The 4,752-nt window shown below is 72.1% G+C and carries 2 protein-coding genes; both read left to right on the top strand.

All coding sequences use genetic code 11. From position 1 onward, the window contains the following. On the top strand, positions 1 to 2,508 hold a 2,508-nt coding region (locus NOD94_RS40270), incomplete at its 5' end, for an SDR family NAD(P)-dependent oxidoreductase (RefSeq protein ID WP_281211209.1). 252 nt (positions 2,509 to 2,760) lie between these two features. Beyond that, positions 2,761 to 4,752: type I polyketide synthase (locus NOD94_RS40265; protein ID WP_348652380.1), on the top strand; the 1,992-nt coding region annotated here is incomplete at its 3' end.

Below are 4,752 nucleotides of genomic sequence, written 5' to 3'. Positions count from 1 at the left end.
GGCTTCGGTGTGTTCGTCGAGTCGAGCCCGCACCCCGTCCTCACCGTCGGGATGCAGGAGACGGTGGAGGACGCGGGCCGTGAGGCGGCGGTTCTGGGGTCGCTGCGCCGCAACGAGGGCGGCCTGGAACGGTTCTGGTTGTCCCTCGGTGAGGCGTACGTGCGGGGTGTGGACGTCGACTGGGACGCCGTGTTCGCGGGGACGGGCGCTCAGCGCGTGGACCTGCCGACCTACGCCTTCCAGTCGCAGCGCTTCTGGCCCGAGGCCGCCCCTGTCGAAGCGGGGGAGCAGGCTGCGGAAAGCGTGGTCGACGCCCGGTTCTGGGACGCCGTCGAACGTGAGGACGTCACGGCGCTGGCCGAAGCGCTGGCCTTCGACACGCCCGATGCGATCCAGTCGCTGGGGACCGTCCTGCCGGGCCTCTCCTCCTGGCGGCGGCTGAGCCGGGAACAGTCCACGGTCGACGGCTGGCGCTACCGCGTCACCTGGAAGCCCCTCACCGACTCGGGCGCCACCCGGCTCTCGGGGGTTTGGCTCGTCGTCGTGCCCGAGGCCCTGGCCGGTGCGGCCGGGGATGCGGCTGCCGGTGTGCTGCGCACGCTCGCCGAGCGCGGCGCGGATGTCCGTACGGTCACCGTCGCCACCGACGCGGCCGACCGGGGCGCGCTCACCGCCGCCCTGAAGGGCGTCACCAACGGGGCGGACGAACCCGCCGGGGTCCTCTCCCTCCTCGCTCTCGCCGGCGAAGCCGCTTATGCCGTCGGGCTCGCGCTGTCCCAGGCCCTCGGTGACGCGGACGTGACCGCGCCCCTGTGGTGTGTCACCCGGAACGCGGTCGCCGCCGTGCGGTCCGACCGTGTGGAGGACCCGGAGCAGGCGCTCATCTGGGGTCTCGGCCGGGTCGCCTCCATGGAACAGGGGGGCCGCTGGGGTGGGCTGATCGACCTGCCGTCGGATGCCGATGACCGGACCTCGGGACGGCTCGTCGGTGTCCTCGCCGGCGATGGTGTCGAGGACCAGGTGGCCGTTCGGGCCGCCGGGGTGTTCGTGCGTCGTCTGGTGCGGGCGCGTCTGTCCGGGACGCCGGTCGTGCGTGAGTGGAAGCCGCGCGGTACGACCCTGGTCACCGGGGGTACGGGTGCGCTCGGCGCGCACGTGGCCCGCTGGCTGGCGTCGAACGGTGCCGAGCACCTCGTCCTGACCAGCCGTCGCGGTCCGGACGCGCCCGGCGCCGCCGAGCTCCGCGAGGAACTGATCGCGCTCGGCGCGGACGTCACGATCGCCGCCTGCGACGTCGGCGACCGCGACGACCTCGCCGCCCTGCTCGCCTCCGTACCCGCCGACCGGCCGCTCGGCGCGGTGATCCACGCGGCGGCCGTCGTCGACGACGGGGTCATCGAGACGCTCACCCCCGAGCAGGTTGCCGGTGTGCTGCGGGTGAAGGTGGACGGGACGCGGAACCTGCACGAGCTGACCCGTCACCTCGACCTGTCCGCGTTCGTCCTCTTCTCCTCGTTCGCCGCCACCTTCGGCGCCCCCGGCCAGGGCAACCAGGCCCCCGGCAACGCGTTCCTCGACGCCTTCGCCGAGTACCGGCGGGCCGAGGGCCTGCCCGCGACCTCCCTCGCCTGGGGTCCCTGGGGCAGTGGGGACGGGGACGACAGCGCGGCCGGCGACCGGATGCGGCGCCACGGCATCCTCGCCATGTCGCCCGCACGGACCCTGACGTCGCTCCAGCACGCCCTGGACCGTGACGAGGCCACCCTGACCGTGGTCGACATGGACTGGAAGCGGTTCACCCTCGCCTTCACCGCCGACCGGGACCGCCCGCTGCTGCTGGAACTGCCCGAGGCCCGGAAGGTCATCGAAAGCGCGGAACGGGAGTCCGCCGATGACCTGGCCGGGGGAGCGCCGCTGACGCGACAACTCGCCGGGCTGCCCGAGGTGGAGCAGGAACGTCTGCTGCTGGACCTGGTCCGGACGGCCGTCGCCGCCGTCCTCGGGCACCCCGACCTGTCGGCCGTCGAGGCCGGACGGGCCTTCAAGGAACTGGGCTTCGACTCCCTCACCTCCGTCGAACTGCGCAACCGGCTCGGCGCGGTGAGCGGCCTGAAGCTGCCGGCCAGCCTCGTCTTCGACCACCCCACCCCGGCCGCCGTCGCCGCCTACCTGCGCGCCGGGATCGTGCCCGACGCGGTGGCGGGTGGGGCCCCGCTGCTGGAGGAGCTCGACCGGCTGGAGTCGGTACTGGAACAGGGCACGGGCGACAACGTGGTGCGGGCCAGGGTGACGATGCGGCTCCAGTCGCTGCTGGCGAAGTGGAACGACAGCGAGGACCCGACGACCACGGGCGCGGCGGATAGCTCCGCCGCGGCCCTCGGGGCCGACGGCGCCGCCGCGGCCGCGACGGCCGGCGCGGACAGCGGCATCGACGCGGCGGAACAGCTCCAGGACGCCAGCGACGAGGAGCTGTTCGCCTTTATCAACGAGGGCCTGGGTCGTTATTGACGGTCTGCCGAATTTCGGTGAAGATGGCCAGCTCCCGTGAGTAATTCCCCGGGAATCACTGCCCCCTACGCATTCCCCCACCAGGGGTGCGTAGGGGGCAGTTAGGGGTTGTAGGGCGGGTTGGGCCGGAAATAGCCTGCGGTCGAGCAGTCGCTTCGCCCGACGAGTGAAGCGCTCGCATTTCCGATGTCAATTCTCGGCTCTGCACACAGTTTTCCGATGCCGTCTGCTGCAAATGGGTGGTTGCGTTACATGGCGAATGAAGAGACGCTGCGGGACTACCTGAAGCTGGTGACGGCGGATCTGCACCGGACGCGTCAGCGGCTTCGCGACGTCGAGGCGAAGAACCAGGACCCCGTCGCCATCGTGGGCATGGGCTGCCGCTATCCCGGCGGTGCGACCTCGCCCGAGGAACTGTGGGAGTTGGTCGCCGACGGCGTCGACGCCATCTCCGGCTTCCCCGTCGAGCGTGGCTGGGACATGGACAGCGTCTACCACCCCGACCCCGAGCACCCGGGCACGAGTTACGCCAACCAGGGTGGTTTCGTACGGGACTTCGCGCGGTTCGACCCGTCGCTGTTCGGGATTTCCCCGCGCGAGGCCCTCGCCATGGACCCGCAGCAGCGGCTGCTGCTGGAAACCTCGTGGGAGGCGTTCGAGCGTGCGGGCATCGACCCGACCTCGATGCGCGGCAAGCAGGTCGGCGTGTTCGTCGGCACCAGCAACCACGACTACCTGACGGCGCTGCTGAGTTCCTCCGAGAACGTGGAGGGCTACCTCGGTACCGGAAACGCGGCGAGCGTCGCCTCCGGCCGCCTGTCCTACACGTTCGGCCTCGAAGGCCCCGCCGTCACCGTCGACACGGCCTGCTCGTCGTCCCTCGTCGCCCTGCACCTGGCCGTCCAGGCCCTGCGCAACGGCGAGTGCTCGATGGCCCTCGCCGGCGGCGCCACGCTGATGGCCGCGCCCGGCACGTTCATCGACTACAGCAAGCAGCGCGGCCTGGCCACCGACGGCCGCTGCAAGGCGTTCTCCCCGGACGCCGACGGCTTCAGCCTCGCCGAGGGCGTCGGCGTCCTCCTCGTCGAGCGGCTCTCCGACGCCCGCCGCAAGGGGCACCGCGTCCTCGCCGTCGTCCGCGGTACCGCCGTCAACCAGGACGGTGCCTCCAACGGCCTCACCGCGCCCAACGGCCCCTCCCAGCAGCGCGTCATCCTGCAGGCGCTGTCCAACGCCCGCCTCACGCCCGACCAGGTCGACGCCGTCGAGGCGCACGGCACCGGAACCGGGCTCGGTGACCCCATCGAGGCGCAGGCGATCATCGCCACCTACGGGCAGGACCGTCCGGACGGGCGCCCGCTGTGGCTGGGCTCGCTCAAGACCAACATCGGCCACGCACAGGCCGCGGCCGGCGTCGCCGGAGTCATCAAGAGCGTCATGGCGATGCGGAACGGGCTGCTTCCGCGCACCCTGCACCTGGACGAACCGACCCCGCACGTCGACTGGTCCGCGGGAGAGGTGTCCCTGCTCACCGAGGCGCGTCCATGGCCGCGGCACGAGGGGCCGCGCCGCATCGGCGTGTCCTCGTTCGGCATGAGCGGAACCAACGCGCACGTCATCCTGGAGAGCGCCGAGGAGAGCGCCGAGGAGTCCGTCGAGGAGACGCCCGCCGGTTCCGGCGCCGACGCGGAGGGGCAGGTCGGTGATCGCCCCGGCGCCGCGCCGGTCGCCGTGCCCGTCGTCCTGTCCGGTAAGACCGAGGCCGCGCTGCGTGCGCAGGCCGCGGCGCTGCACGCCCACCTCACCGCCCTGCCCGGCCTCCGTGTCCAGGACGTCGCCCACTCGCAGGCGCTCACCCGGGCCGCGTTGGACCGGCGGGCCGCGATCGTCGCCGACGACCGCGACGAACTGCTCGCGGGACTCGCCGCGCTCGCCGAGGGCCGACCGTCGGGCGATGTGCTCGAAGGGTCCGCCACGGACGGCAAGCTGGCGTTCCTGTTCACCGGTCAGGGCAGTCAGCGCCTCGGGATGGGGCGTGAGCTGTACGAGAGGTATCCGGTGTTCGCGGCGGCGTTGGACGCGGTGTGCGAGCGGATGGATCTCGATCATCCGCTGCGGGAGGTGCTGTTCGGGTCCGATGCCGCTCTGCTGGACGAGACGCGGTTCACCCAGCCGGCGTTGTTCGCGGTCGAGGTGGCGTTGTTCCGGCTGCTCGAATCGTGGGGTGTGCGGCCGGACTTCCTG

The sequence above is a fragment of the Streptomyces sp. Isolate_45 genome (assembly GCF_024721315.2).
In the GTDB taxonomy this organism is placed as follows: domain Bacteria; phylum Actinomycetota; class Actinomycetes; order Streptomycetales; family Streptomycetaceae; genus Streptomyces.
The sequence above is the reverse complement of the archived record's forward strand: the minus strand, read 5'-3'. Positions and strand labels throughout refer to the sequence as shown.